We start from the raw sequence: 26717 nt of genomic DNA, 5'->3' as shown, positions 1-26717 counted from the left end.
CACTCGATATGCTACTGAATTCGGTCTACCTACCTCGACGTGGTCCATAAATTAATTATGAGTTAAAAATTATGAGTTGTGAGTTGAATTATGGTTAGACCAATTATCCCAAACTCATAACTCATAATTCTTAACTCATAATTAATTTAGTGGTGCGCCAGCTCCAGAGCGGGCAGGCCGTTCTTGACGCGGTAGTCCGAGATGGCCGACTTGATGGCGTCCTCGGCCAGCACTGAGCAGTGGATTTTTACCGGCGGCAAAGCCAGCTCTTCCACAATCTCCATGTTGTCGATGGCCAGGGCCTCATCCACGGTCTTGCCCTTGAGCCATTCCGTCGCCAAGGACGACGAGGCAATAGCCGAGCCGCAGCCGAAGGTTTTGAACTTGGCGTCGGTGATGGTATTGGTGGCTTCGTCTACCTCAATTTGCAGGCGCATCACGTCGCCGCACTCAGGAGCGCCGACGAGGCCAGTGCCCACGTTCTTCTTGCTTTTGTCCAGCGTACCCACGTTGCGCGGGTTGCTGTAGTGGTCGATTACCTTATCGGAGTAAGCCATTGCTTTTGAAGTTATAAGTTAAAAATTATGAATTATGAGTTGGTAGTTCTGAGCAAAAGTTAGCCAGTCGCCAACTCATAACTCATAACTAAAAATCAGTGTTCTGCCCACTCGATTTTGCTCAAGTCGATGCCCTCCTTATGCATTTCCCAGAGCGGCGACATCTCGCGGAGCTTGGTGACGGCTTCCTTGACGTGGCCAATAGCGTAGTCAATTTGCTCGTCGGTGGTGAAGCGGCTCAGGCCGAAGCGCAGGGAACTGTGGGCCAGGTCGTCGCTCAGGCCCAGCGCCTTGAGTACGTAGGAAGGCTCCAGCGAGGCCGACGTGCAGGCCGAGCCCGACGAGACGGCCAAATCTTTCACGCCCATCATCAGGCCTTCACCTTCCACGTATTTAAAGCTGATATTCGTGACGTGGGGTAGGCGGTGCTCGCGCGAGCCATTGACGTAGCTTTCTTCCAGCGTGGTCAGCTCAGCTTCGAGGCGGTCGCGGAGCTTGCTCAGGCGCTCAGCATCCTGCGCCATTTCGAGGCGGGCCAGCTCACAAGCCTTGCCCAAGCCGACGATGCCGGGCACGTTGAGCGTGCCGGAGCGCATTCCGCGCTCGTGGCCGCCGCCGTCCATCTGCGCCGTGACTTTCACGCGCGGATTTTTGCGGCGCACGTAAAGCGCGCCGATGCCTTTCGGGCCGTACATCTTGTGAGCCGTGAAGGCCATCAGGTCGATGCCATCGGCCTGCACATCTACCGGAATCTTGCCCACCGCCTGCGTGGCGTCGCTCATGAAGAGCGCGCCGTTGGAGTGCGCAATCTTGGAGATGGCGCGAATGTCCTGCAAGGCACCAATCTCGTTGTTGCCATACATGAGGCACACGAGGATGGTCTCCGGCGTCATGGCGGCTTCCAGCTCCGCCAGATTAATCAGGCCTTCGCCATCGACGGGCAGGTAGGTGACGCGGCCCCCGATTTTCTCGATGTGCTTGCAAGTGTCGAGCACGGCCTTGTGCTCGGTGGTGGCGGTGATGATGTGGTTGCCCTTCTGGCTATACATCTCGAAGATGCCCTTGATGCCGAGGTTGTCGGACTCAGTGGCACCCGAAGTGAAGATAATTTCCTTGGGGTCGCAGTTGATGAGCTTGGCAATCTGCTCGCGGGCGTAGTCCACGCCTTCTTCGGCCTGCCAGCCAAAGGCGTGATTGCGCGAGGCGGCGTTGCCAAAGTGCTCGGTGAAGTAAGGCAGCATAGCGTCCAGCACCCGCGGGTCGAGCGGCGTGGTGGCATTATTGTCGAGGTAAATCGGCAGTTTGAGCATGGCGAAGTGGGCGAAAAGCCGCGAAGAAATAGTTACCGATAGAACAGCCGCGAGTGAGAATCGGTTTACTTTGGCTTCGCAAAAATAGACACAATCTAAATAGAACAGTGCAGCTTCCGCCGCGGCCCGTTTCGGCTTTCCCTACCCCCCCCCCATGTTCCGCAACCTCGAACACCTCGGCCTGGCCGTGCACGACCTGGCCGCTGCCACCGAGCTTTATACCGCGCTACTCGGCATTAAGCCCCACAAAACCGAGCACGTAGCCAGCGAAGCCGTGGATACGGTGTTTTTTCAGGTGGGCGGCGCCAAGATTGAGTTGCTGGCTGGCACCGCGCCCGAGAGCGCCATCACCAGGTTTTTGGCCAAAAAGCCGGAGGGCCTGCACCACGTAGCGTTTGAAGTCGATGACATCCGGGCCGAAATGGCGCGGTTGCGAGGGGCCGGCTTCGCCTTATTAAACGAAGAGCCCAAGCCGGGCGCCGACAACAAGCTGGTGTGCTTCGTGCACCCCAAAAGCGCGGCCGGCGTATTGATTGAGTTGTGCCAGGAAATAAAATAGCCCCCGAGCCGCTATGAAACAGTTCCGCGAAGAAGTGGAGGCCGCGCTCGAAGCCTTGCTGCTCCAGCAAATTATTCTCTACCCCACCGATACGGTGTGGGGCCTGGGCTGCGACGCCGAAGTGCCGCGCGCCGTCGAGCGCCTCTATCAGCTCAAGGGCCGGCCGGCCGGGCAGCCCAGCATCGTGCTGGTGGCCGATGTGGCCATGCTCAGCCGCTACGCCGAAGCCGTGCCGCTGGCCCTGGCCGGCGAGCTGAGCCGGGCGCAGGAGCGGCCCACAACCTTCATTCTGCCCGCCAGCCGGACCGTGGCCGCCGGCCTGCTCGCCCCGGATGGCACCGTGGGACTGCGCATTCCGCAGGATGAATTTTGCCACAAGCTGCTGCGGCGCCTGGGCCACGGCGTGGTTTCCACGTCGGCCAACCTAGCCGGGCAGCCCGCACCAGCTACTTATAAGGAAGTTGACCCGGTGCTGCTGCGTAAAGTAGACCACGTGGTGGGCTGGCGCCAGGACGATGAAACCCGCACGGCGCCCTCGCGGCTGGTGCGGCTGAGCGAGGATGGGCAGGTGGAAGTAGTGCGGGCGTAGGGAGTATCAGGCGACCCGAAAAGGCGGTTAGCATGACCGCCTTTTCGGGTCGCCGTACTTTTGCTGGTATGAACCTGCCCCAACTGCCCGAATTGCCCATTTTTCGCACCATCGCCGCGGCTGCGGCTGAGCTGAGCCAGCCGGCCTACGTGATTGGCGGCTACGTGCGGGATTTGGCCCTGGGGCGCGCGAGCAAGGACATCGACGTAGTGACCGTGGGCGACGGCATTGCCCTGGCCGAGGCCGTGGGGCGCCGTTTGAAAGGCCGCGGCCGGGTAACGGTGTTCAAGAACTTCGGCACGGCCATGCTGCCCACCCAGGAAGCGGGCGAGATTGAGTTTGTGGGCGCCCGTCGCGAAAGCTACCGCGCCGAAAGCCGCAAGCCCGAAGTGGAAGCCGGCACGCTGGCCGAGGATCTGGCCCGCCGCGACTTCACCATCAACGCGCTGGGCCTGAGCTTGAACGAGGCCGATTTTGGTCAGCTCGTGGACGAGTATAACGGCCTGGAGGATTTGCGCCAGCGCACCATCCGCACCCCGCTCGACCCGGACATTACCTTCTCCGACGACCCGCTGCGCATGATGCGGGCCGTGCGCTTTGCCGCCCAGCTCAACTTTGATATTGAGCCCGACACCTTCGACGCCATTGCCCGCAACAAGGAGCGCCTGCGCATCGTGTCGCAGGAGCGCATCACGGTCGAGCTGAACAAGATTATTGAATCGCCTACCCCCAGCTACGGCTTCAAGCTGCTTTTCACGTCGGGCTTGCTGCCGCTGATTTTTCCGAAGATGGTCTTGCTGCACGGCGTGGAAAAAGTGGGGCCGCACAGCCACAAAGACAATTTCTACCACACCCTGCAAGTGCTGGATAACGTGGCGGCGGCCGGCGGCGACCTGTGGCTGCGCTGGGCCGCCCTGCTGCACGACATCGCCAAGCCCGCCACCAAGCGCCTGGACCCGAAAATCGGCTGGACCTTCCACGGCCACGAGGACAAGGGCGCCCGCTGGGTGCCGGGCATCTTCGCCGATTTCAAGCTGCCGCTGGGCGAGGAGATGCGCATGGTGCAAAAGCTGGTGCGCCTGCACCTGCGGCCCATCGCGCTGGTGAAGGAGATTGTGACCGACTCGGCCGTGCGGCGGCTGCTCTTCGAGGCCGGCGACGACATTGACCGGCTCATGCTGCTCTGCCGGGCCGACATCACCAGCAAAGACCATCAGCGCAAGGAGCGCTACCTGCGCAACTTTGGGGTGGTGGAGCAGAAGCTGCGCGAAGTCGAGGAAAAGGACCATCTGCGCAATTTCCGCCCCGTTATCACCGGCGAAATCATCATGGAAACCTTCGGCCTGAAGCCTTCCAAGGAAGTGGGCGAGCTGAAGAATGCGGTGATGGAGGCCATTCTGGAAGGGGTTATTCCGAACGAAAAGGAGCCAGCCTTAGCCTTCCTGTTGGAGCAGGGCAAGGCCAAGGGACTGGCTCCGATACCCGCCGTACCCGCTGCGGCGGCGGATGCGGCGGAACACGGCTCAGGCGCCTGAAACCCCTGGCGCCCGTGACCGTCAATTCCTGATTCCTAATTTTGGGAATTCGCGCATTCCCTACCCCCCTTGCCAGGGCTTTGGCGCGGCAGGAGGGGGTAGGGAATTTGCAGCCATTCCCTACCCCCTCCTTGCTCCCTGAAGCCGGCCTTAGAGCTGCTCCAGGCGGGAGGTGCCGCTCAACTCCTGGGTGATGCGGGGCTGGCCGCGGTACCTGACGCGGGAGGTGCCGGAGAGGTCGGCGTTCAGCTCCTCGCTCACTTGCACGCGCGCCTGGCTGATGCCGCTGAGGTCGAGGCTGGTGCGGCGGGTGCTCAGCGCCAGGGCCTCTATTAAGGTGCCGCCGGAGCCCTCAATGCGGAGCTGGTCGGCCTGGCCCCGCAGCTCCACGGCGCAGGCGCCGGAGAGGTCGAGGCTGAGGTTGGTGATGCGCGCGTCGAGGCGGGTGATGCAGGCGCCGCTGGCTTCGAGGCGCAGGTTATCGGAGTCGAAGCCGCTCACGTCGGCCTGGCAGGCGCCGGCCAAATCCAGGGCGCGCAGCTCGGGCACTTCGATGGTGATGAGCACCGGATGGTTGTTGAAGTTCATGCTGGGCAGGAAAGAGTCGGCGTTGCGACGGCGAATTACAAGCTTGCCATTTTCGATGCGCAGGCGCATTTCGTTCATGTCTTCGGGGCGGCCGGCGGCTTCGGCCTTGAAGCCGCTGCCCTGGCGCACCAGCACCCGGAAGTCACCGGCGGCATCAACCTCACTGAACTCGGCGCCCGCGGCCAGGGCCTGCCGGCCCGTGCCGTAGGAGGCGGGCGAGGTATCAAAGCGGGCGACGGGCAGGTCCACCTGCACGTCGGGGTCGCCGTCCTGGTCCTTATCCACCCGGATGCGCATCCGCTCGCCGTTGATGTTGAGGTCCACGCCGTCGTCATCCCCGTCATTGTCGTCGCCGTCGCGGAAGTTTCGCCCGGCGCCATTGCCGTCGCCCTCACCGGCAGGGCGGGGCGGGCAGTCGAGGCAGCGCAGGCGCCCATCGACGGTGAGCCGAACACGGTGGGCCTGGTTGTCGCGGGGCGGGTAGTTATCGACGAAGTTGTTATCGTCGAGCTGTTCCAGAAAGCGCGGCGTGAGGCGGTAGGTGCGGTCCAGGGGCAGGCGCAGCGTGGCCGTGAGGCGCTGGCTGCGGTAGGGCGCGCCGTCGCGCAGGGTCAGGCCGGGGGCCAGCGTCAGGGTCGAGTCGCGCTGCCCAATCACGTAGTCCACCGACTGCAAAGCCGTCTGGCGGGCCGTGGCCTGGTTGCGGCCACGGGCCGAAAACTCCAGCTCGGCGCTGGGCGCCTGGCCGCTGTCGGCGGCCGCGAAGCGCACCCGAACCCGGTCGAGGTAGTCGGACTGCTCGCTCATATCCAGCACCAGGCTGCGGCCGGGCAGCACGGCCAGCTGCCGGGTTTGGGTGACGCTACTGCGGGTGCGAAACTCATTGGTGAGCGTGGCCGCCGCCGCGCCGGTGCCCACCAGGCCCAGAATCCAGAGGCCCAGCAGCGAGAGGCTGGCCGTGCGGCCCAGCACCGGGCGGCGCAGCAGCAGGCGCAGCCCCAGCAGCAGAAACGCCAGTGTCGGGATGGCCGTGGCCAGGAACAAGGCCAGCGCCCCCCAGCTCGTCACGTTGCGCAGCAGCGCGTTGGTTTCCTGCTCGGTGCCGAGATGAATAACGGAATCGGCCGGCACGATGCCCAGCACTCCGCCCAAGGCCGCGGCCAGCGAAATCAGCAGCAGCCCACTGATGAGCACCAGCAGCGCGCCCGTGCTCCAACGGATAATAGTGCCTACCCCATTAAAAACCGGCCGGGCCCCCTTGGCCGCGCCTTCCAGAAAGCGGCCCACGGGCCGGGCATTGACCGTGGCGCCCAGCGGCTGGCCCTCGGTGGCATCGAGGGAAGAGGCGATGCCGGCCAGCGTCACGTCGTTGCCGCGCATTTGCAGCTTCTCGCTCACGGTGCTGGCCACCGGCACGGCCACCCACAAAATCAGATACAGAATAAAGGTGAAGCCGCCCGCGAAAAAGCCCGCCAGCAACAGCACCCGCACCAGCACCACATCCACCTGGAAATAGTGGGCCAGGCCCAGGGCCACGCCGCCCACTTTGCCGCCGTCCACGTCGCGGAACAGGCGCCGCCCGGCCCAGGGCCCGCTGCTGGCCAGCGTGGCAATAGGCTCTGGCGCATCGTCGCGCTTGGGCAGCACAATCCAGAGGATGAGGTAGCTAATCACCCCCAGCCCGCCCAGGTTAAAGCCCCCGAAATTGGTGTTGTCGCCATCAAAATCAAAGCCATGCAGCAAGCCGCGGAACAAGGGCCGCGCCAGCACCAGCGCCACGAAGGCCAGCCGCACCCACACCGGATTGACGTGGAAGTAGTGCCCCAGCCCGGCCGCCACGCCCGCAATCTTGCCGTGGCGCGTGTCGCGGTAAAGGCGGCGCGGCTCGTCGGCCGCGGCGGTGTTGGCCGAAGCAGAGGGGGTAGGCGGGGGCGCCGTGGCCGTGGCGTTGGCGTAGCCGCTGGCACTGGCACTGCCGGCGCTGCTGCCGTTGGTGGCGAAGTCGGCGGCCTCATCGTCCTCGTCGGCGTCCACGTCGGCGGCGAAGTCGCGCACGCGGCCCATCTTGGCTTCCATCTCCTGCACGTCGGCCAGGGTGATGACCTGCTTGGTGGGGGAGAGGCGCTGGGCGAAAATCTCGGCCATGCGGCCTTCGATGTCGGCCACGATGTCCTGGTGGCCGCGGAAGCGGGCGAAGTGGGCCTTCACCTCGGCCAGGTAGCGGCCGAGCTGCTCGTAGCCATCTTCTTCGATGTGAAAGATGAGGCCCTGCAAGTTGATGCTGATGTTCTTTTTCATGACTAAGCAGCGGGTAAGTCAGGTGGCTTTGTGGAAGTTAGCGGAGAAGAAGGGGGTAGGGGCTGGCGGGCTAGGACGCCCGCATCATGGGCCGGCGGATGATGCTCACCGAGAGGGCCATGTCGTCCCAGGTCTGGCGCAGTTCCTCCAGAAACTGCTGGCCGGCGGGCGTGAGCGTGTAGTATTTGCGCGGCGGCCCGGACGTGGATTCCTTCCAGGTATAGTCGAGCAGGGCCGCATTCTTGAGGCGCGTGAGCAGCGGGTAGAGCGTGCCCTCGACCACAATCATGCGGGCCTGCGTCAGCTCCTCCAGCATGTCCGAGGCGTAGGCTTCGCCGCGGGCAATGATTTCCAGGATGCAGAATTCGAGGATGCCTTTGCGCATCTGCACCTGGGTGTTCTCTAATTTCATGGGCAATAGCGGCTAGTGGGTGAGGAACAGTACAAAGGTAACAGAGGTACTTTGTAATGCAAGATACTTGCAGGAAATATTTTTGTTGCGCGGAAGGAGTAATAATTGGCGCGGGCAAGGTCTTTGCCGCCCAGGCAGGGGGTAGGGATTTCTGGTGTTAACTGTTTAACAGCCGGTCATGCAGACCGAAGGGAAGCATCTCGCGTGCGGCACTAACCCAATCGTTGTTCTGACATCTGAATCACTTCCCCACGCGAGATGCTTCACTTCGCTGCGCTGCGTTCTGCATGACGGTCGTCCTTCGCCCTTTTCCCATTCCCTACCCCCTCACCCGCCCGCAATGCCCTATAAAGCGGTAACTTGCGTGCCGCTACCGCAGCCTATAAACCGATTATTTCTACCTCTATCAATGCCGCTTCTCTCCCCGCTATTCCGGTCGGCGCTGGGCCTGGCCCTGGCCGCCGCGACGCTGCCGGCGCTGGCCCAATCGACCAAGACGCCCAAGTACAGCAACGAATTCCTGAACGTGGGCGTGGGGGCCCGCGCCCTGGGCATGGGCAAGGTGCAGGTCAGCCTGGCCGATAACTCCACGGCCGGCTACTGGAACCCGGCCGGCCTGACCCGCCAAACCGCTAAGTACGACGGCACGCTGATGCACTCGGAGCTGTTCGCCGGCATTGTCAAGACCGACTACGCCGCGTTTTCGATGCCGATTGACGAGCGTAGCGCGGTGGGCATCAGCGTCATCCGGCTCGGCGTCGATGACATTGCCGACACGCGCAGCCTCATCAATGAGTACGGGCAGATTGACTACGACCGCATCAGCCTCTTCTCCATTGCCGACTACGCCGCCCTGCTCTCGTATGCCCGCAAGCTCGGCCCCGAGGGCCTGAGCGTGGGCGCGAGTGCCAAGCTCATCTACCGCAACGTGGGCTCATTTGCCAACGCCTACGGCTTCGGCATCGATGCCGGTCTGCAGTACCAGCGCCGCGGCTGGCGGCTGGCCCTGATGGCCCGCGACGTGACGACCACGTTCAACTCCTGGAGCATCGACGCCGACAAATTCAAAAACACCACGCCCTTCGGTATAAGCGAGGACGTGCCCGGTAACAGCACCGAAATCACGTTGCCGCGCTTCGTGCTGGGGGTAGGGCAGCAGTTCAGCCTGCCGGGGCAGTTCACGGCGCTGGTGGCCACCGATATTGAGATGACCACCGACGGCCGCCGCAACACGCCCCTCTCGACGGGCCTGCTCAGCGTAGACCCGCGCCTGGGGCTGGAGCTGGGCTACAAGCAGCTGGTGTTTCTGCGCGGCGGAGCCGGCAACTTTCAGAAGGTCAGCTCCTTTGACAACAAAAAATCGACTGTGGGCCAGTACAGCCTGGGCGCGGGCGTGGCCCTGAACGGCCTGCGCGTCGATTTGGCCCTCTCGCGTCTCGACGCCACATTCGGCTCCTACTCCCAGACCAACTCGCTGATTGTCAGCTTGGGCTACGGGCTTAAGTAGGGAGCCGCGCTTACTGGTTATGGTTAGCCCGGAGCAGCCGGAGAAAGCCCTCAGTCAATTACCAATTTATCTTATCTGTTAAGAGTATGAAGTCATTTTACCCGCCTAAATGGTTCGGGCTAAGTTTATTAGTAGCAGTGCTGCTGCTGGCGGCCTCCCAGCCGGGCCGGGCGCAGTCGGGTCCCTACGGCAACGAGTGGATAGTGCCGGGCCAGCAGTACGTGAAGATTAAAATCTGGCGCGATGGTATCTACCGGCTTGACAACCAGTACCTGAGCCGCACTGGCCTGGCCATTGCCAATCCGGCGCGCCTGCAGCTCTGGCGGCGCGGGCGCGAGGTGGCCGTGTTCGTGGGCGGCAGCGCCACGGGCTTCGACGCCAGCACTTTCTTGGAGTTTTTCGGGCAGCGCAACGACGGACGCCTCGACGCCGAGTACTATAAAGACCCCGCCGAGCAGCCCCACCAGCTCTACAGCCTCGACACCGACACGGCAGCCTACTTCCTGACCTACGGCGCGCAGCCCGGCCGCCGCATGGCCGAGCCCCTGCCCGCGGCCGGCCCGCTACACCCTTACCGGCTGGTCAGCTCGCTCAAGCTGAAAACCAACTTCTACCGCGAGGTGGCCGGCAACACCCACCTGCCCTGGCTGCAAGGGGCCGAAGGCTTTATGGGCGAAGACTACTCGGGCTACTCGCCCGCCGAGCCGCTCGATTCACTGCTGCGGGCCATTCTGGCTAGTCCGGCCCCGCGCCTGGAGGCGGTAATCGTGAGCCCTAACCTGGGGCCGCACCTGATTAGAGCCATTGTGGAGCCACCGGGCGCGCCGGAGCGGGAGTTGGGGCGCTTTCCATTTTCGGGCCTCAACCCCGGCCGGTTCCGGGCCACGCTGCAAAAGTCGGAATTTACCGCCCGCGGCGACGTGGCTATCCGCTTCGGCATTCTGACCACTCCCGATGTGCCCAGGGACTTGTTTCGGGTCACCTATTACCGCATCACGGCCGCGCAGGCCAACCGCTGGTACCCTGACCGCCACCGCCTGCACTTTCACAACGACTCGACCCTGGCCGGGCCCGCCACCTTCGAGCTGGACAGCATTCCGGCCACGGTGGTGGGCTACGACGTGCACGACCCCTGGAACGTGCAGCGCGTGGCCGGCACGGCCGGCGAAGGCCGGCGGCGCCGCTACGTGTTTCCGGACGCTACCGGCCAGCAAACCCGCCAACTGCTGCTCGCCGATGCCGCCTACCCCCTCGCACCCGGCCAACCGGCCCGGCCCGTCACGTTCCGCCGCCTGGACCCCGCCCGCTCCAATTATATTATCATTACCCACCCCCGGCTGATGCTGCCGGCCGCGGGCGTCCCCAACGCCGCCCGTGCCTACGCCGACTACCGGGCCTCGGCCGCCGGCGGGCGCCACGATACCTTGCTGGTGACGGCCCCGCAGCTCTACGACCAGTTTCACTACGGCGAGCGCTCGGTGCTGGCTTTGCGCTACTTCGCCCTCTGGCTGGCCGATAGCTCGCCCGCCACCGCCCCAACCCGCTACCTGCTACTGCTGGGCCAGGGCATCGGGCCTAATGAGACGCTCTTTCCGGGCAGCCGCGGCGGCACCAACACCATGCGCCACCTTAATGACTTTAGCCAGGACCTGGTGCCGACCACGACCCGCGCGCCGTCGGACAACTTCCTGTCCTCGGACTGGCCCCGCGGCAACTACGTGGCGCGGCTGCCCACCGGGCGCGTGGTGGCCAAGTCGGCGGCGGAAGTTATGGCGTACCTCAACAAGCTGCGCGAGTACGAGGCGCCCGACGCCGAGCTGGCCGACTGGCACAAGCGCGCCCTGAATCTGGTGGGCGGGCGCGAGGAAAACGAGTATGCCGAGTTCGGCGCCTACCTGGCCGGCTACCAGCGCCGGATTGAGCGCCCGCCGTTCAGCGGGCGCGTGGTGCGCACCTTCAACCGCCGCGACTACCCCGGCAACCTGCCCGTCGAGGTGGAGGCGCAGACCGAAGTGAATCCGGGCCTGGGGCTGATAACCTACTTCGGGCACGGCTCCAACACCACCTTTAACCTTAACCTGGGCGACGCCGCCAAGTACAACAACCGGGGCAAGTACCCTTTTCTGTTCTTTTTTGGCGGCTGTGAGGCGGCCCACCTGACGGTGAGCGCGCCCACCTTCGGCGCCAACTGGCTGCTGACGCCCGAGCGCGGCGCCGTGGCCCTGATGGGACAGACCGGCCGCGGCTACGCCTACCCCCTCAATAAGGCCCAGGACCTGATGTATCAGCTCCTGCTCAACGACCCGGCCTGGTACGGCCGGCCCGTCACGGTGGCCTACGCCGAGACGGTGCGCCGCCTGCAGCTCGACCCTGACTTCGCGGTGTTCGGCGAAGAAATTGCCGCCGAGCAGCTCCTCACCACTACCTGGCACGGCGACCCCGCCCTGACCTTGTTTGCGCCCCCGCGCCCCGACTTTATCGCCGCCGATGCTCAGCTTTCAGTGCGGCCAGTGGCCGGGCAGGCGGGGCCGGTCGAGGCCGGCACCCGCCGCTTCGTGCTTAGCATCGGGGTGAGCAACCCCGGCCGCATCACCGCCGACTCGCTGGAGATTGAGGTGACCCGGCAGTACGGCGCGGGCCGGCCCAGTACCGTGCACCGGCAGACGTTCCGGCAGGCTTCGCGGCGCGACACGACCTACGCTTTTGTGCTGGAAAATGAGGGCAACGTGTTCGGGCAGAACGTGTTTCAGGTTAAGCTCGACTACCGCAACAAGGTGGCCGAGCTGAGCGAAGCCAATAACTCGGCCCAAACCACCTATTCGTTTCTGAGCGGCGGCGTGAGCTTGCTCAGCCCGCCGGAGTTTGCCATTGTGCCCACGGCCGCGCCGCTGCTCGTGGCCCAAACCAACGACCCGGCCGGCTCCAGCCGCCCCTACGCCTTCGAGCTGGACACGGTGCCGACCTTCAACAGCCCGCTCTTGCAGCGCCACACCGCCACCGGCGCCCTCACCGCCGACTGGCAGCCGACGCTGCCGGCCGTGGCCGGACGCGACAGCATAGTCTGGTACTGGCGGGCGCGCTTCGCCACCCCCGGCGCCGACCCCAGCGAGGATAGCCGGTTCGTGCTCAGCTCGTTCCGCCATATCAGCGGCAGCCCCGCCGGCTGGTCGCAGAGCCACTACGGGCAGTTTCAGCGCGACGAGCGGCGGGGCGTGGACGTGGCCACGCCCAGCGGCCGCTGGCACTTTGCCGAGGAAAAGCGCGGCCTGACCCTGGCCACGACCGGCGGCGGGCCCGCCAATTCGGCGCCGACTTTCAACGTGGCCGGCCGGCTGGGCATCACCGCCGACCCCACCGCGCCGCCCTTCGTGAGCAACTGCGCCGCCCAGGCCCCCGGCCTGCTCGTGGCCGTATACGACCAGCGCACGCTGCAACCCCTGGCCGTGGCCGGCGGCCCTTACCTGGCCTGCGGGCAGGCCAGCCAGCCCTACTACGTGTTCGGGGCCAACCCCAGTAGCCCGACCGACACGCTCAACAACCTCAACAACAGCGCCGAGCGCCAGGCCGAGCTGGTGCACCTGCTCACCAACGTGCCCGACGGCGCCTACGTGGCCCTGGTGAGCATGAACCGCCTGCGCTACGCTGCCCTACCCCCCGCCGTGCGCACCAGCCTCGGCACGCTGCTGGGCTCGCGGCTCATCGCCGAAAACCAGCTGCGCAACGGCGACCCATTCGCTTTGCTAGCGCAGAAGCGAGCCGGCGGCGGGCGCCTGATTCGGGAGTCCGGCCCGGACCTGGCTCCCGCCGCGCCCGCCCGCGCCACCCAGCTGCTGAGTTTGAGCGACACGCTGCGCACTGGCGGCACCCGCGGCACGCTGCTCTCGACCCGCATCGGCCCGGCCCGGCAGTGGGGCACACTCTACCACCGCATCGAAACCGAGACGCCCACCGGCACTTACACGCTGCGCCTGCTGGGCGTTGATGCACAGGGCAATACGGCCGTGCTCTACCCCGATATAAAAAGCCGCGCGCTGAATGTGGACACGGTTTCCAGCAGTCGGTTTCCATATTTGCAGCTGGAGCTGAACCTGCTCGACGCCGAAAACCGCACCCCACCGCAGCTCCAGCAGTGGCTGCTAACTTACACTGGTGTGCCGGAAGGCGTGGTGCGCCGCGACCTGGCCCCGGCCGGCGCCTACGAAGCCGCCACGCTCACCCGGCAGGCCACCCAGGATGGCTCGCTGAGCTTGCCGGTGGTGTTCAAGAACGTGTCGGGCCTGGCCTTCGGGGCGCCGCTCAATGCGCGGGTGAGCCTGCGCGATGCCAGCGGCAACGAGGTGCGCACGGCCCTGGTCACGGCGGCGACCGGCGCGCTGGCCGCCGGCGCCAGCGTCACGTTTTCGGCCCGGATAGACGTGCGCGGCCTGTTCGGCACGCTCACGGCCCAGGTCGAGGTGAACCCGCTCTTGCAAAACCCGAATTTGCAGCCCGAGCTGTACCACTTCAACAACCTGCTCACCCTGCCGCCCATCACCCTCACCGACCGCAATGTGCCGCCAGTGCTTGACGTGGCCTTCGACGGGCGCCGCATCCTGAGCGGCGAGCTGGTCTCGCCTACCCCCCTCATCAGCATTCAACTGCGCGACGAGGACCAGCTGCGCCACATCCGGGATGCGCGCTACTTCACGGTCTCGCTTCAGCGCCCCGGCCAGGCCGCGCCCACGCCGATTGACCTCAATAGCGCCGACATCCTGTTCCGGGCCGACTCCACGTCGCGGCCCGGCACCACGGCCACGCTGGAGTTTCAGCCCGGCCGCCAGGCCAAGCTCGAAGATGGCATCTACACCTTGCGGGTGCAGGGCCGCGACCCCGGCAACCTGAGCGCCGGCACCCAGGACTACCAGGTCAGGTTTGAAGTCGTGAGCAAATCGGCCATTACTAACGTCTATCCCTACCCCAACCCCGTGACCAGCAAGGCCCGCTTCGTGTTCACGCTCACGGGCCAGGAGCTGCCGCGCAATATGAAAATTCAGATTATGACCCTCACCGGCAAGGTCGTGCGCGAGATTTTCATGCCGGAGCTGGGCCCGCTACACATCGGCAACAACCTCACCGACTACGCCTGGGACGGCACCGACCAGTACGGCGACCGCCTCGCCAACGGCACCTACCTCTACCGCGTAAGCCTGGACGACGCGGCCGGCACCTTCAGCCGTCGCGAGACGGGCGGCGACAAGGCCTTCAAGAACGACTGGGGCAAGCTGGTGCTCTTGCGGTGATTAGCAGGGGGTAGGAAATAAGAAGAACGTCCTGCTGAACGCAGTGAAGCATCTCTACCGCAGCAGTAATCTGACTACTTACCCGGTAGAGATGCTTCACTGCGTTCAGCAGGACGTTCTTCTTGTAACGCTCTGCCCCACTGCACCTACCGCCGCCGCAAGGTCACGAAGCTGAAGGCGTAGGCGTGTTTCTCGTCGGCCTCGTGGCGCTCGCGGCTTTCCTCGCGCCATTCGGCGGGGGTGAGGGCGGGAAAAAAGGCGTCGCCCTCGAAGTTGTGGTGCACTTCAGTGAGGTAAATCAGGTCGGTTTCAGATAAGGCCTGGCGGTAGATTTCGCCGCCACCGATGACGCACACCTGCTCGTCGAGCGCGCGGGCGCGGGCCAGGGCGGCGGGCAGGGTGGCGGCGGTTTCGCAGCCCGGCGCCGCCCAGCCGGGCTGGCGCGTCACCACGATGTTGGGGCGCCGGGGCAGGGCCCGGCCCAGGCTGTCATAGGTGCGGCGCCCCATCACGACGGGGTGGCCCAGGGTGAGCTGCTTGAAGTGCTGCAAATCAGCCGGCAGCTTGCCCCAGGGCAGCTCGCCATTCAAGCCAATAACGCCGTTTTCGGCCACGGCCACCACGAAATAGAGCATAGCTCAATGAATAATTAATAAGGAGTACAATAGACCGTCATGAGACCGTCATGCTGAGCACAGCGAAGCATCTCGCTTGCGGCACTAACCCAATCGTTGTTTACCATTGATTACTTCCCCGAGCGAGATGCTTCGCTGCGTTCAGCATGACGTGCTATCTACTTAAGGCACGTTGATTTTCGTGCCGCGCAGAAACTCCGCCGTGCTCATGCGCTTCTTGCCTTCGAGCTGCACCTCCAGCAAATCCAGCCAGCCGTCAGCCGTGGCTACGCGCAGGTGGTGGCGGCCGTCGGTGCGCCAGGTGCCGGCCGCCGGGGGGGGGGTAGGGATTTCAGTTGCTTCGGCTGGCGCAACGGCCACGGCCGCGCGGAACACCTTGAGCCCGCGCCCGTCGGGCAGCTGGGTGCAGGCCGTGGGCACGGGCGCGAGGCCGCGCACCTGATTAACCAGCTCCTGGGCGCCGCGGCTGAAGTCGAGCCGGCCGGTGTCCTTGCTCAGCTTGGGGGCGGGGCGCAGCTCGGCGCTCAGCTGCTGCGGGATGCTGGGCGCCGTGCCCGCCGCAATGGCCGCCACGGTGCGGGCCGCCAGCGCCGCGCCGGCCACTTTCAGCTTTTCATACAGGCTCCCGAAGTCATCGTCCGGCGCGATGGGCGTCACGTCCTGAAATATCAGCGGGCCAGTGTCGATTTCGTGTTGCAGGAAAAAAGACGTGACGCCGGTTTGGGTTTCGCCGTGCATCAGGGCCCAGTTGATGGGCGCCGCGCCGCGGTATTGTGGCAGGAGGGAGGCGTGAATATTGACCGAGCCGAGCCGCGGCATGGCCCACACGGCTTCGGGCAGCATCCGGAAGGCCACCACCACCTGCAAGTCGGCGGCGTAGCTTCTTAGCTCCTGTTGGAAATCCGGCGACTTCAGGTTAGTAGGCTGGAGCACGGGCAGCCCGCGGGCCAGGGCCGCTTCCTTCACCGCCGAGGCGTGCAGCTGCCGGCCGCGCCCAGCCGGCCGGTCGGGCGCCGTGACCACGGCCACCACCTGCGCCTGGGGCAGCGCAAGCAGGGTTTCGAGGGTCGGCACAGCGAAGTCGGGCGTGCCAAGGAAAATGAGACGCAAGGGGGGGGTAGGGGCTGGACTCATAAGGCAAAGAACGGTAGGCGCCCCGCCTTTTTCAAGGAGGAGACGTTCAGCCACAGGCTGGACTGGGGTGGTGTCCATCGTTGAACGATGGCCGAACATTCGGCCTCTGGCTGTTCTGCTGCTTATCGTTCAACGACGCGCACCACCCCCGTTTTCGCTTTGCGAAAACATCCCCTCCTTAAAAAAGGAGGGGAGTTGGTCGTTCTCATTTTCTCGTCTACTTCTCTGGGTAAAGCAGGTACTTCTTGCGTAGCTTTTTGAAATTATTCAGCCCTGGCTCCCAAGTGGGCCGAATCTGGGCCTCCGTGCGGCCGGCCACTATCTGGGCTTGCAGTGAGTCGGTGCCACTCAGCTCAGCGAAGTATTTACTGAAGAAGTGGGCTTTGTCGGTGCTTTGCTGGTAGAAGTCAATGAGGTATTTCAGGGTGAGGCCCTGAGGCTCCCCGGCGGCGGGCGGGCGCAGGTTCAGGCCGTGGCAGAGCTGACCGTTGAGGGGGGGGGTAGGGGAGCCGGCGTTGGGGCGGGGCGTGAACGAGTAGGGCCGCGTGGCCGGCTGCGTGGGCGCACCGAACACCTCAAAGGGCGTATCCGTGCCGCGGCCCACGCTTACGTTGGTGCCCTCAAAGAGGCAGATGCTGGGGTAGAGGGCCACGCTGCGGGCCGTGGGCAGGTTGGGCGAGGGGCGCACGGGCAGGGCGTAGGGCGTGGCGTGGGTGTAGGCGCCGGCCACGGACACCACCGTCAGGCGGCACTGCGCGCCGCCGGCCAGCCATTTCTCGCCGTTGAGCATCCGGGCCAGCTCGCCCACCGTGAGGCCGTGCACGATGGGCAGCGGGTCGAGGCCCACGAACGAGCGGTGGGCTTTTTCCAGCACCGGACCATCGACGAAAGCGCCGTTGGGGTTGGGGCGGTCGAGCACCAGGACCGGCTTGCCTAACTCGGCGGCGGCCTCCATGACGTAGTGCAGGGTGCTGATAAACGTGTAGAAGCGGGCGCCCACGTCCTGAATATCAAACACGAGCACGTCCACGTCGGCCAGCATGGCGGGGGTAGGCTTTTTGCTTTTGCCATACAAGGAGCGTACCGGCCGGCCGCTGCGCTCGTCGCGCCCATCCTTGATGGTGGCGCCGTCGGCCGCCTCGCCCCGGAAGCCATGCTCCGGCGCGAAAATGGCGGCCACGTTCACGCCCCGCGCCAGCAGCGTGTCCACGAGGTGCGCCCGGCCCACGCGCGAAGTCTGGTTTACCACCAAGCCCACGCGCTGATTTTGCAGCTGCGGCAGGTATTTCTCCAGTTGCTCGGCGCCCATGCGCAAGGGGGCAGCGGCCGGCGCGGGCTGAACCGGGCTTAGGGCCGCAGTGGGCGCCGCGCCGGGTGGGCCGGCCGCGCAGGTAGCCAACACCGAGACGAGCAGCGGCAGCAGCGGGCGAATCAGGAGCAGCATGGGGGTAGGGAAAGGCGGTTTGGGAGTGCGAAGGAACAAAAAAGAACGTCATGCTGAGCCTGAGCGAAGCATCTCGGGCGGGGAAGTAACTCAATCGTTGTTCAATCATTTGAGTTACTTCCCCGCCCGAGATGCTTCGCTGCGCTCTGCATGACGTTCTTCTTCAAACCGTCTATCGCAAAGCCCCGCCCGCGCCGTAGCTTTACCGCAGTGAACGTTGCCCGCTACATTTCCAATAAAATCGACGGCGGCGCCGACTCCGGCTCCTTCACCGCCTCGGTCACCAAGATTGCCATCATCAGCATTGCCCTCGGGCTGGCCGTGATGATTGTCTCCTTCGCCATCTTGCAGGGCTTCCGCAACGAGATTCAAGCCAAAATCTTCTCGTTCGGCGCCCACCTGCAAATCAGCCGCTACGACACCAACAACTCGATGGACGTGGCCCCCATCGGCGGGCCCGACCTCGTGCAGCGGCTGCACGCCTTCGGCCAAGTGAAGGCGGCCCAGCCGTTTGCGCGCATGACGGCCGTCATCAAAACCCGCGACGAGGTCCTGGGCGTGGTGCTCAAAGGCATCAGCGAAGAGGACGGCCCCTCGCCCATGCGCCAGAACCTGGTGGCCGGCCGGTTCATCGCCTACCCCGACTCGGCGGCCAGCGACGAGATTATGATTTCGCGCAAGATGGCCGACAAGCTGCGCCTGCAAGTGGGTGACAACACCCTGTTCTACTTCATCCAGAACCCGCCCCGGGTGCGCAAATTCACGGTCAAGGGCATCTACGCTACCGGCCTCGATGAGTTTGACGAGGTGTTCGTCATCGGCGACATCCGCCAAATTCGGGACCTGCGCGCCTGGCCCGACTCGCTGGTCGGCGGGCTGGAAGTGGAGCTGCGCAACTTCAGCACCCTCGACCGCACCGCCGACCTGCTCTACGAAAAGCTGCCCTACGACCTTAAGATTGACAAGATAACGGACCAGTACGCCCAGCTCTTCGACTGGCTTCAACTGCTCAACCGCAACGTCATTATCTTCCTGGTGCTCATCATCTTCGTGGCTACGTTCAACATGATTGCCACGATTTTCATCATGATTCTGGAGCGCACCAATATGATTGGCGTGCTCAAGGCCATCGGCGCCACCGACAACCAGATTCGGAGCATGTTCTTCTTCCGGGGCCTCAACCTGACGGTGCAGGGCATGGTCATCGGCAACGTTATCGGCCTGGGATTCTGCGCGTTGCAGTACTATTTTCATCTCATCCCGCTCGACCCCGAAAACTATTACATGGACCGCGTGCCCATCCATTGGAACCCGCTCATGCTCGTTTTGCTGAACGTGGCCACCTTCAGCACCTCGCTGCTGGCCGTGCTGATTCCGACTTATCTGATTGCCCGCATCCGGCCCGTGACCGCCATCAAGTTCGATTGATTGTCTGAACCACGGATTTATCGGATTAAACGGATTAGTCGGATTTCGAGGACGATTTTTCTTCGCTCAATCGGAAATCCCTACCCCCCTCAAAAACCAAAAGGCTACTCAACCGAGTAGCCTTTTTTATTCTTTGTTCAGGAGCGGAATCGTCCTCGAAATCTGACTAATCCGTTTAATCCGATAAATCCGTGGTTCAGATAAGCAGCAGGTTCGGGTCGGGGCACAGGGCCGCCCAAGCCGCCCGCTCGCTCAGCGGCGCTACGCCGGGAAAGTCGCCCTGCCGGCCCTGCATATCGGTTATGAGTTGAAAGTGCAGGTGCGGCGGCCAGTCGCCGTTTTCGGGTGGCGGGCCCACGGCGGCGAAGGCTTCGCCCTGGCTGATTTGCTGGCCGGGCCGCAGCCATACCCCCCCGTTTCGGGCCAAATGGCCATAAAGGCTGTAGAAGACAATGCCTTGCAACTCGTGCTCCAGGATGACCGTGGGGCCGTAGTTGCCGAAGCCGGCGTTGTCGGCCCGGCTGTGCACGCGGGCGGGCAGCGGAGCCATGACGGGCGTGCCGGCGGGCAGCCACACGTCCACGCCCAGGTGCAGGGTGCGCGCCTCGCCGGCCCCAAACAGGCCCGGACTGCGCCGGTAGATAACGCGGTCTTCGAGGTAGCCGCCGATGCCGATGCGCGCGTTTTGGGCGCGCAGCATGGCGGCCACCACCTCCGCAAAGACGGCGGTGTCATGCAGGTTGGCCGAAGTCAGCAGCGGGTTTTGGGCGCTAAAATCGAGCTGAGCCACGTCGGGGCCGCGGAGGTCGACGGGCAGCACCGGGCCGGGCTGGCAGCGGGCCAGGGCCGTGAGCAGGGGGGAGGTTGGCAAAGCGCAGGGGAGTAGGAAAAGGCGGCTAACAAGCAAGCCGGGCCACTCAGGCGGCGCCTCAGCGGCAAACCTGGCCCGCGCCGGCAAGTTACCTTTGCCGCTTGGGTTGCCGGCGCCGGCCGCAAGCCAACCTTGCCCTTTTTTTGTTAGTACAAGCCAAACCGCTCCGGTTCGACTTTTCCCGTTTCCGCTTCTCGCTTTCCCCTGTTTCCTACCCCCTCTGCATGTACCTGACCCTGACCGTCGTCGACATCACCCACGAAACGCCCGACGCCGCGACCATCCACCTGGAGCGGGCTGACCGCCAGCCCATTCCAAGCCAGCCCGGCCAGTTTCTGACCCTGCTGCTGCCCTGCGGCCCCGATGGCAAAACCGAGCGCCGCGCTTACTCGCTCAGCTCGACGCCCCACGACGCCCCGCGCCTGGCCGTGACCGTGAAGCGCGTGGCCGGCGGACTGGTGAGCAACTATTTGCTTGATACCGTGCAGGTTGGCCAGGAGCTACAGGCGATGGCGCCGCTCGGCAACTTCACGCTCGTGCCCAGCCCCAAGGCGGCCCGCTCGCTGGTGCTCATCGGTGCCGGCTCGGGCATCACGCCGCTCATGTCCATGCTCAAGGCCGTGCTCAAAACCGAGTCTCAGAGCCACGTGCTGCTGATTTATGGCAACCGCAACGAGGAGTCGGTCATTTTTCAGCAGCAGCTCAGCGAGCTGGAAGCTCAGAGCGGCGGGCGCCTGCAAGTCGAGCACGTCTACAGCCAGCCCACCGGCCCTACCCGGCCGCACCAGCACACCGGCCGCCTCAACCGCACCACCCTGCTGCGCATTCTGGAGCAGCGCCACCAGTTTCCGGCCGAGCAGGCCGAGTACTTCCTCTGCGGCCCCGAAGGCCTGATGGCCGAAACCCGCGCCGCCCTCGAACTGCTGAACGTGCCGGCCAGCCGCATCCGCCGCGAGAGCTTCGTAGCCGCGGCGGATACGGTGGAAGCCGCGGCGGCCAGCGCCGCCACGGCTTCGCCAGCCGGCGCCAGCACCAGCCCTACCCCCCCCGGCGGGGCCAAAGGCAGCCGTCCGGTCAAGATTCAGTACGAAGGCAGCGAGTACGTGCTCGACGTCTCGCCCAGCCAGACCATCCTCGAAGCGGCCCTGGACCTCGACATCGACCTGCCCTACTCTTGCCAGGCCGGCCTCTGCACGGCCTGCCGCGGCAAGTGCCTGAGCGGTGAAGTGACGCTGGATGAGCGCGAGGGCCTCTCCGATGCCGAGCTGAAACAAGGTTATATTTTAACTTGCGTGGGCCACCCGGTCACGGATGACGTAGTGATTGAGATTGGGTAGGGGCTGGTTGGTTGGGGGGCAAAAAGCACGTCCTGCTGAGCCCCGCGAAGCATCTCGTTCGGGGAAGTAGTTGATGGCTAACAACGACTGAGTTAGGACTGCGTCCTTTGCGCGAGCGCAAAATCCCCAAACTAAACGCGCTCGTATCTTCTTACTTTCCGTTGGCTCTTATCCAAGCTCTTCCGTAGTAAATTATCTTATGTTTTCAGCTGAATCCATTACGCTGGCCTCAGCGACCGACACGCAGCGGCCGCCCCGCCATTATCTGCCCGAGGATTTTACCGTCACCGACTGGCCGGCGCTGGAGCCGCTCTTCATCGAGCTGCGCGAGCGGCTTCTGGCCGACGCCGCCGGGCTGGAGCGCTGGCTGCTCGACCGCTCGGAGCTGGAGGCGGCCCTGAGTGAGGACCTGGCCTGGCGCTACATCCGCATGACCTGCGACACCCAGGACCCGCAGCGGGCCGAGGCGTTTCAGTATTTCGTGAACGAGATTGAGCCCCAGGCCGCGCCCTACGACCACGCCCTGAACGAGAAGATGCTGGCCTCGCCCTTCCTTGACGGGCTCGACCCTGACCGCTACCGCGTGTTTTTGCGCTCGGTACGCCGGGCGTCGGAGATTTACCGCGAGGAGAATATTCCGCTCAAAACGGAAATCAGCACCAAGCAGCAGCAGTATGCCGCCACCGTCGGGGCCATGAGCGTCACGCTCGACGGCGAGGAGATGACCTTGCCCCGCGCCGCCGACTACCTCAAAAGCCCTGACCGGCAGAAGCGCGAAACCGCTTGGCGGGCCATTCAGCTGCGCCGGGTGCAGGATGCCGCGCCGCTCGATGAGCTGTTTTCGGAGCTGGTGGGCTTGCGCCATCAGGTGGCCGTGAACGCGGGCTTCAAGAATTTTCGCGATTACATGTTTGCCGCCCTGGGCCGCTTCGACTACCTGCCCCAGGACACCTTCAGGTTTCACGCGGCCATCCGCGAGACGGTGGTGCCGCTCATCAGCGACCTCGACGTGGCCCGCCGCCGCGCCCTGCGCCTGCCCGAGCTGTGCCCCTGGGACCTCGACGTGGACGTGAGCGGGCAGCCGCCGCTGCGCCCCTTCGCCACTGGCGAAGAGCTGCTGGCCAAAACCATCACCGTCTTCGACCGCCTCGACCCCTACCTGGGCGATTGCCTGCGCACCATGCGCCACATGGGCCACCTGGATTTGGAAAGCCGCAAGGGCAAGGCGCCCGGCGGCTACAACTACCCGCTCGACGAAACCGGGGTGCCGTTCATCTTCATGAATGCCACTAGCAGCCTGCGCGATGTGGTGACCATGCTGCACGAGGGCGGCCACGCCGTGCACTCGTTCCTGACCCGCAACCTGCCGCTGGGCGCCGACAAACACCCGCCCTCGGAAGTAGCTGAGCTGGCCTCGATGAGCATGGAGCTGATGAGCCTCGACCACTGGGACGTGTTTTTTGAGAATGAGGACGAGTTGCGCCGGGCCAAGAGAACGCACTTGGAGGGCGTGCTCGAAACGTTTCCCTGGGTGGCGACCATCGACAAGTTTCAGCACTGGGTGTATGAAAACCCCACGCACACCGAAAAGCAGCGCCACGAGCGCTGGGTGCAGATTTTCGACGAGTTCAACCAGCTCACCGTGAGCTGGCAAGGCCTGAGCAGCTTCAAGCCCTACCTCTGGCAGAAGCAGCTGCACCTTTATGAGGTGCCGTTCTACTACATTGAATATGCGATGGCGCAGCTCGGCGCCATTGCTATGTGGCGCAATTTTCGGCAAAACCCGGCCGGCGCGCTGGCCGGCTATCAGCGGGCGCTGGCCCTGGGCTACACCCGCCCCATCCGGGAGATTTACGAAGCTGCCGGCATTCGCTTCGATTTTAGCACCAGCTATTTGCGCACGCTGGCCGACTTCGTGCGCGAAGAAATGGCGGCACTATAAGCCAGCGGGGCCGCCTCCCGGCCGCGCGATAGTGCTTGTAAGATAAGCAGGCCCGTCTCTGCCAGGGACGGGCCTACTTGTATGCCCGAATTTAGCACTCGGCCTCAGAAAGCTGCCGCCGTACCTTTGCGGATGCCCAGTAAGGGTATTGCCTTCGCCCCGCCCATGACCGTTGGGTTCGGGGCTGAAACTTTCCCGAAGAGTGCCAGCTTGTATGCGAACGGCCGGCGTCATTCGTTATAGCTCTCGTCCGGCTACGCCAATGGTGGCAGCTGGCCCCGGCACTGCGGTCGTCCTCAGTTCGGGGGCGCAGCCCCGGCACTGCCGGCCGCCGCTTTCCTGAGGCAGATGCGCGGAAGCCAAACAGCCGGCTTCAACCGCTTCGGCGACGCGCAGTCTGCTGCTTTCTCCACTGCAGATATTTGGTTGGCCTTGCCCTTGGCAAGCCGCTCCTACTCCCTATCCGCCCCGCATGGAACAGGCCGCCAAACTACTCAACCGGCAGTACGAGATTGATTTGCTCCGATTCCTGGCCGCCGCGGCCGTGGTCTTGTACCACTATACGTTCCGGGCTTACGGCGCCGACAACCTGAGCCCGATTCCCTACCCCACTCTGGGCTCCGTAACCCGGTATGGCTACCTGGGGGTGCAGCTGTTTTTTATCATCAGTGGCTACGTGGTGCTGCTCAGCGCCCAGGGCAAAACCGTGCGCGAGTTCTTCGTCTCGCGGGTGCAGCGCCTCTACCCCGCCTACTGGATTGCCGTCACCCTGACCTTCGTGATTGAACGCCTCTGGGGCACCGGCCCCCAGGACGTGCTTTCGGCGCCGCTGCTCTATGCCAGGGCCCACCAGTACGTAGTCAATCTGACGATGCTGCAAGAGTTTCTGGGCATCGAACACCTCGACCAGGCCTACTGGTCGCTGACGGTGGAACTGAGCTTCTACTTTATTATTTCGCTGCTGCTGGCCTACAAGCTCATGCCGCACCTCAACCTGTCCGTCGGGCTGTGGCTGGTATACGCGGCGGTGGCGCCCTACCTGGGCGGTACGGGCGAAGCGTTCAGCCACCTGTTTTTCCCCCAACACGCCCCTCTTTTCATTGCCGGGATGCTGTTCTTTCTGATGCAGCGGCAAAGCGGGCGAACCTGGGTGCGCTATGGCCTGTTGCTGGTCGCCTACGGGCTGGTGCTGCGCAACTGCCGGTATGAGGCGGTTGCGCACAATGTTCAGGAAGAGGTGGTTATGGCCCTTGCCACCGGATTTTTTGTGCTAATCGGCCTGGTAGCCTTCGGGATAATCAACTTCAGCTCGCAGGCCCGGCTGGCCCGGCTGGGCGCCCTCACCTATCCGCTCTACCTGCTGCACGGCCACATCGGCTACGTTGTGTTCCATCGCCTGGGCCACTTGCTCAACAAGTACGTGCTGCTGGCGGGCCTGCTGGCGCTGATGCTGCTGGCCGCTTACCTGATTTCCACCCGCCTGGAAAAATCCCTTGGGCGCTTGCTCGGCCAGCAGGTCAATGGCTTGCTGGACTACTTTGCTAAGTTCGCGGAGCGCTCGCCGCGCAAGGTTTTGTCCCGGTAGCAACCGTTTTGGCGTCGGCAGCGCAACAGACAGCAATCAGAGCAAAACGGCCCACCTCTAGGGCAGAGGTGGGCCGTTTTTGGGACAGAGGGGGGTAGGGATTTGAGGGTAGCCGCGCGGCTATTACAGAGGGAAATTTAGCTAGAAAACACCCTGCTAGTTGCCGCTTGGGGACGGGGTGCCGCACCAGTCGGCTACTGCCAGGCAAGTAATGGTAGCCGTTCGCAACCCATCCACATTGGGCGGCAGTTGGGGGCCAAGCTGGTAGCCGACGCGCAATAGCTGCCCGTCCACCTGGTGTGCTTGATAGGCCTCCCACACCGCGCCGGCCGGCGCTACATAATAGCTGTTGGCCAGTTGCAGCGTCGTATGAATGGCCGCGCAGTTGGGAGCGTCGCCGTAGCTTCGGCAGAAGCGCACCGTGACCAGCTCATTGCAGCCCGTATTGTCCGGGGCAACATCTTCTTTGGCGGTGCAGCCCGCCAGGCTAAGACCAACGCTCAGGCTCAAGCCAGCCAGTTGGGGAGATAGTAGAAACCGACGCATAGGGAGTAGAGTAAAAAGAAATGAGAGCTTCCTCTCGCTGATTCTACTGCTGGCGTTCAGGTTGCGTGGGCGCTTGGTTATTTCCAGGGGGGTAGGGAATTCTCAACCCCCGGCAGCGGCAAACGGGCCGCGCCGCCCTACTCAAAAAAATCCTCCGGGTCGGCCTGGCTCAGGTATTTCTGCAAGCTGGGCAGGGTGCCAAAAATGGGAAGCACCAGCCGCAGGAACCGGCTGACGGCCAGCTCGCCATCGGCGAAGGTGAAAAAGGCGCCGCCCTGCTCGGCAAATTCCAGGTGGTCGAGCAGCTCCGGCTCCAACTCCTCGATGATGGTCTCGATGTGCTCGACCCAGCTGGCGCCGGTGCCGCCAAAGCCGTACTTTTCAAACAGCGCGTAGTGGTCTTCCAGCCCCGCCACATCGGCCAGAATCCCTACCTGCCGCTCTGCCGTGCGCAGGGCCGCGGGCAGCGCCACCACCCGGAACGGAAACGAGTCAGTTAGCGCCTCCACCTACTGCGCGCCCAGCGTAAAGAGGGGCAGCGGCCGGAGCGCGGCATACTCGCCGCCGAGCGTGGCCAGCTTCTCGCGGTGCAGCTGAAGGTAGTCGTTGTAGGCTTTGGCGGCGCGGTCGTAGCCCACGCGGTAGCCCACCACGGCTTGGTCAGCCTGCTGAATGCCCTCAGTGAAGTCCCGAATCTGGTCAGTCGGGGCCTTGCCGTCGGGGGCGGCGGCCAGGTACAGCGCGTGCAGCACCGAGTCCTGGGCTGCGTCGTAGCGGTCGATGCGGGCGGATTCGGCCATCGTGGTCTGGTCGTAGCGCAGGGGCTTGAGGCGGGCGTTGGCCTGGGTCAGGGCGGCTACTTGCGCTTGGTCGGCGGCGCGCTGCTGGGCCAGCTCTTGCAGCAGCAGGCGGGTGGTGCCCACTTTCTGGTCGTCGCTGAGCATCATCTGCTGCCACTTCACGTCCACCGAGTCGCGCAACACCTCAAACTGGGCCTTGACGGCGGCCACGGCGGCCGGTGAGGTGTTGGCAGCAGTTTTAGCGCGGTCGGTTTTGCAGGCAGCCAGCCCAGCGCCGCCCAGCGCCGCCGCCAGCGCCAGAATCATCAAACGTTTCATTCTTAGTAGTGCTTGGTGCTTAGTTCTTGGTGCCTGAGCTTAG

Annotated in this window: 20 protein-coding genes; 9 read left to right on the top strand and 11 right to left on the bottom strand. The window is 64.1% G+C overall.

Annotation, left to right across the window (positions count from 1 at the left end):
• Positions 1–146 precede the first annotated feature (146 nt).
• Together iscU and ACFE70_RS11155 are read right to left on the bottom strand one after the other, a co-directional pair.
• Entirely contained in the window at positions 147–557 is a 411-nt protein-coding gene (iscU, locus tag ACFE70_RS11160) for a Fe-S cluster assembly scaffold IscU (RefSeq protein ID WP_035561862.1), read from the bottom strand.
• 95 nt (positions 558–652) lie between these two features.
• Entirely contained in the window at positions 653–1867 is a 1215-nt protein-coding gene (locus tag ACFE70_RS11155; protein WP_375417820.1) for an IscS subfamily cysteine desulfurase, read from the bottom strand.
• A gap of 154 nt (positions 1868–2021) precedes the next feature.
• Between ACFE70_RS11155 and mce the strand changes: the two genes are divergently transcribed.
• From mce to ACFE70_RS11140, 3 genes are all read left to right on the top strand, one after another.
• A complete protein-coding gene (mce, locus tag ACFE70_RS11150; RefSeq protein WP_375417819.1) occupies positions 2022–2426 on the top strand; it encodes a methylmalonyl-CoA epimerase in 405 nt (134 codons plus the stop codon).
• A gap of 13 nt (positions 2427–2439) precedes the next feature.
• Entirely contained in the window at positions 2440–3015 is a 576-nt protein-coding gene (locus ACFE70_RS11145; RefSeq protein ID WP_375417818.1) for an L-threonylcarbamoyladenylate synthase, read from the top strand.
• Between the two features lie 68 nt (positions 3016–3083).
• Positions 3084–4550, top strand: a complete 1467-nt coding sequence (locus ACFE70_RS11140; protein WP_375417817.1) for a CCA tRNA nucleotidyltransferase — start codon at positions 3084–3086, stop codon at positions 4548–4550.
• A gap of 150 nt (positions 4551–4700) precedes the next feature.
• On the opposite strand, the gene ACFE70_RS11135 is transcribed toward ACFE70_RS11140, so the two are convergent.
• Positions 4701–7436, bottom strand: coding sequence for a PspC domain-containing protein (locus tag ACFE70_RS11135; protein ID WP_375417816.1), 2736 nt, complete (start codon positions 7434–7436; stop codon positions 4701–4703).
• 70 nt (positions 7437–7506) lie between these two features.
• A complete protein-coding gene (locus tag ACFE70_RS11130; protein ID WP_375417815.1) occupies positions 7507–7848 on the bottom strand; it encodes a PadR family transcriptional regulator in 342 nt (113 codons plus the stop codon).
• A gap of 409 nt (positions 7849–8257) precedes the next feature.
• On the opposite strand from ACFE70_RS11130, the gene ACFE70_RS11125 reads away from it, so the two are divergent.
• Both ACFE70_RS11125 and ACFE70_RS11120 read left to right on the top strand, forming a co-directional pair.
• A complete protein-coding gene (locus ACFE70_RS11125) occupies positions 8258–9355 on the top strand; it encodes a PorV/PorQ family protein (RefSeq protein WP_375417814.1) in 1098 nt (365 codons plus the stop codon).
• Between the two features lie 86 nt (positions 9356–9441).
• Entirely contained in the window at positions 9442–14634 is a 5193-nt protein-coding gene (locus ACFE70_RS11120; protein ID WP_375417813.1) for a C25 family cysteine peptidase, read from the top strand.
• A 146-nt stretch (positions 14635–14780) separates the two neighbouring features.
• On the opposite strand, the gene ACFE70_RS11115 is transcribed toward ACFE70_RS11120, so the two are convergent.
• The 3 genes from ACFE70_RS11115 to ACFE70_RS11105 all read right to left on the bottom strand — a co-directional run bounded on the left by ACFE70_RS11115 (position 14781) and on the right by ACFE70_RS11105 (position 17847).
• The gene (locus tag ACFE70_RS11115) at positions 14781–15269 is read right to left on the bottom strand and encodes a dihydrofolate reductase (protein ID WP_375417812.1); all 489 of its coding nucleotides are present in this window, start codon (positions 15267–15269) and stop codon (positions 14781–14783) included.
• 162 nt (positions 15270–15431) lie between these two features.
• Positions 15432–16403: a methionyl-tRNA formyltransferase gene (gene fmt, locus ACFE70_RS11110; protein ID WP_375417811.1), complete on the bottom strand. Its 972-nt coding sequence runs from the start codon at positions 16401–16403 to the stop codon at positions 15432–15434.
• Between the two features lie 217 nt (positions 16404–16620).
• A complete protein-coding gene (locus ACFE70_RS11105; protein ID WP_375417810.1) occupies positions 16621–17847 on the bottom strand; it encodes an exo-beta-N-acetylmuramidase NamZ domain-containing protein in 1227 nt (408 codons plus the stop codon).
• Positions 17848–18057: 210 nt separating this feature from the next.
• On the opposite strand from ACFE70_RS11105, the gene ACFE70_RS11100 reads away from it, so the two are divergent.
• Positions 18058–19275 (top strand): ABC transporter permease, encoded by a 1218-nt coding sequence (locus tag ACFE70_RS11100; RefSeq protein ID WP_375417809.1) that lies wholly within the window; start codon positions 18058–18060, stop codon positions 19273–19275.
• Between the two features lie 196 nt (positions 19276–19471).
• Here ACFE70_RS11100 and ACFE70_RS11095 read toward each other — a convergent pair whose 3' ends face one another.
• The gene (locus ACFE70_RS11095) at positions 19472–20146 is read right to left on the bottom strand and encodes a peptidoglycan DD-metalloendopeptidase family protein (RefSeq protein WP_375417808.1); all 675 of its coding nucleotides are present in this window, start codon (positions 20144–20146) and stop codon (positions 19472–19474) included.
• 224 nt (positions 20147–20370) lie between these two features.
• On the opposite strand from ACFE70_RS11095, the gene ACFE70_RS11090 reads away from it, so the two are divergent.
• The 3 genes from ACFE70_RS11090 to ACFE70_RS11080 all read left to right on the top strand — a co-directional run bounded on the left by ACFE70_RS11090 (position 20371) and on the right by ACFE70_RS11080 (position 25010).
• Positions 20371–21483, top strand: a complete 1113-nt coding sequence (locus tag ACFE70_RS11090) for a 2Fe-2S iron-sulfur cluster-binding protein (protein ID WP_375417807.1) — start codon at positions 20371–20373, stop codon at positions 21481–21483.
• A 199-nt stretch (positions 21484–21682) separates the two neighbouring features.
• On the top strand, positions 21683–23425 hold the full coding sequence (locus ACFE70_RS11085; RefSeq protein ID WP_375417806.1) for a M3 family oligoendopeptidase: 1743 nt from the start codon (positions 21683–21685) through the stop codon (positions 23423–23425).
• Between the two features lie 472 nt (positions 23426–23897).
• Entirely contained in the window at positions 23898–25010 is a 1113-nt protein-coding gene (locus tag ACFE70_RS11080; protein ID WP_375417805.1) for an acyltransferase family protein, read from the top strand.
• A gap of 156 nt (positions 25011–25166) precedes the next feature.
• Here the strand turns inward: ACFE70_RS11080 and ACFE70_RS11075 are convergent, their stop codons facing one another.
• The 3 genes from ACFE70_RS11075 to ACFE70_RS11065 form a co-directional block, all read right to left on the bottom strand.
• Positions 25167–25556, bottom strand: coding sequence for a hypothetical protein (locus ACFE70_RS11075; RefSeq protein WP_375417804.1), 390 nt, complete (start codon positions 25554–25556; stop codon positions 25167–25169).
• A gap of 137 nt (positions 25557–25693) precedes the next feature.
• Positions 25694–26065, bottom strand: a complete 372-nt coding sequence (locus ACFE70_RS11070) for a hypothetical protein (RefSeq protein ID WP_375417803.1) — start codon at positions 26063–26065, stop codon at positions 25694–25696.
• Positions 26066–26674 (bottom strand): hypothetical protein, encoded by a 609-nt coding sequence (locus tag ACFE70_RS11065; RefSeq protein ID WP_375417802.1) that lies wholly within the window; start codon positions 26672–26674, stop codon positions 26066–26068.
• Positions 26675–26717: the final 43 nt, after the last annotated feature.

It is taken from the genome of uncultured Hymenobacter sp. (assembly GCF_964243305.1).
Taxonomy (GTDB): Bacteria; Bacteroidota; Bacteroidia; order Cytophagales; family Hymenobacteraceae; genus Hymenobacter.
This window is presented reverse-complemented; position numbering and strand designations above follow the sequence as displayed.

Bases quoted from the DNA above. Each gene is read 5' to 3' on its own strand.
- iscU (WP_035561862.1), bottom strand. From the start codon at position 557: ATGGCTTACTCCGATAAGGTAATCGACCACTACAGCAACCCGCGCAAC.
- ACFE70_RS11155 (WP_375417820.1), bottom strand. From the start codon at position 1,867: ATGCTCAAACTGCCGATTTACCTCGACAATAATGCCACCACGCCGCTC.
- mce (WP_375417819.1), top strand. From the start codon at position 2,022: ATGTTCCGCAACCTCGAACACCTCGGCCTGGCCGTGCACGACCTGGCC.
- ACFE70_RS11145 (WP_375417818.1), top strand. From the start codon at position 2,440: ATGAAACAGTTCCGCGAAGAAGTGGAGGCCGCGCTCGAAGCCTTGCTG.
- ACFE70_RS11140 (WP_375417817.1), top strand. From the start codon at position 3,084: ATGAACCTGCCCCAACTGCCCGAATTGCCCATTTTTCGCACCATCGCC.
- ACFE70_RS11135 (WP_375417816.1), bottom strand. From the start codon at position 7,436: ATGAAAAAGAACATCAGCATCAACTTGCAGGGCCTCATCTTTCACATC.
- ACFE70_RS11130 (WP_375417815.1), bottom strand. From the start codon at position 7,848: ATGAAATTAGAGAACACCCAGGTGCAGATGCGCAAAGGCATCCTCGAA.
- ACFE70_RS11125 (WP_375417814.1), top strand. From the start codon at position 8,258: ATGCCGCTTCTCTCCCCGCTATTCCGGTCGGCGCTGGGCCTGGCCCTG.
- ACFE70_RS11120 (WP_375417813.1), top strand. From the start codon at position 9,442: ATGAAGTCATTTTACCCGCCTAAATGGTTCGGGCTAAGTTTATTAGTA.
- ACFE70_RS11115 (WP_375417812.1), bottom strand. From the start codon at position 15,269: ATGCTCTATTTCGTGGTGGCCGTGGCCGAAAACGGCGTTATTGGCTTG.
- fmt (WP_375417811.1), bottom strand. From the start codon at position 16,403: ATGAGTCCAGCCCCTACCCCCCCCTTGCGTCTCATTTTCCTTGGCACG.
- ACFE70_RS11105 (WP_375417810.1), bottom strand. From the start codon at position 17,847: ATGCTGCTCCTGATTCGCCCGCTGCTGCCGCTGCTCGTCTCGGTGTTG.
- ACFE70_RS11090 (WP_375417807.1), top strand. From the start codon at position 20,371: ATGTACCTGACCCTGACCGTCGTCGACATCACCCACGAAACGCCCGAC.
- ACFE70_RS11085 (WP_375417806.1), top strand. From the start codon at position 21,683: ATGTTTTCAGCTGAATCCATTACGCTGGCCTCAGCGACCGACACGCAG.
- ACFE70_RS11080 (WP_375417805.1), top strand. From the start codon at position 23,898: ATGGAACAGGCCGCCAAACTACTCAACCGGCAGTACGAGATTGATTTG.
- ACFE70_RS11075 (WP_375417804.1), bottom strand. From the start codon at position 25,556: ATGCGTCGGTTTCTACTATCTCCCCAACTGGCTGGCTTGAGCCTGAGC.
- ACFE70_RS11065 (WP_375417802.1), bottom strand. From the start codon at position 26,674: ATGAAACGTTTGATGATTCTGGCGCTGGCGGCGGCGCTGGGCGGCGCT.